The organism is Psychrobacter sp. N25K4-3-2 (assembly GCF_015351755.1).
GTDB lineage: Bacteria > Pseudomonadota > Gammaproteobacteria > Pseudomonadales > Moraxellaceae > Psychrobacter > Psychrobacter glaciei.
Genome location: NZ_JADKLX010000026.1, coordinates 1 through 649 on the forward strand (window position 1 = coordinate 1; position 649 = coordinate 649).

The following is a 649-nucleotide window of genomic DNA, read 5'->3' on the forward strand; positions in this document are numbered from 1 at the left end:
TGGTCTTCTTATACATATTGGTCATAAATGCCAACATGACCACTGCCATACCGGCACCCATGTAGAGCGCCATATAAGCGCGGGTTTCACTAAAATAAATATGATCCCATTCATAAGTATTGAAATACATCATGATGTACATCACAATCGTAGACGTCACAATCATCAGGGTGAACTTTACATAAGGGTTCATGCCCTGTTGAGGATCCATGTTGTTTTGATCTGAAGTATTCATAGTATATCCCCTATTATTTTAATAAAATTAGAACCAGAATTTGACCCCCGCAGTCAAACTACTGCTATCAACCGATTCATTTTCTTGACGTCGTTGACCACGAGCCTTGCCAAGCGCTGTCTCATAACTGACACCCACATAAGGGGCTAGCTGGCGACTGAACGTCTCGTAAGTCAGCCTGACCTCAGCTTCCATCTCATTAAAGCCCTTGGTAATACCATTATCATGGTCATCTTTACTAAAGGCAGTTAACCCCACCTCTGGTATGACCACCCAATGCTGATCCAAACGCCATTCGTACTCTGCGCCTAAATCAAGGCGAAGTTGACCATCGGTATATAAATAGGCTCTCGCATCTGTTTCGATAAAATACGGCGCGGTACCGACAATACCTGCCATAAGGGCAGCGTTATC

General features: G+C 43.8%; 1 protein-coding gene and 1 pseudogene. Both read right to left on the reverse strand.

Annotation, left to right across the window (positions count from 1 at the left end; all coding sequences use genetic code 11):
- A pseudogene (locus tag IOD06_RS13465) lies at positions 1 to 235 on the reverse strand (DUF305 domain-containing protein); the annotation flags it as partial.
- 27 nt (positions 236 to 262) lie between these two features.
- The coding region (locus IOD06_RS13470) for a copper resistance protein B (protein WP_194621267.1) at positions 263 to 649 on the reverse strand (387 nt) is incomplete at its 5' end.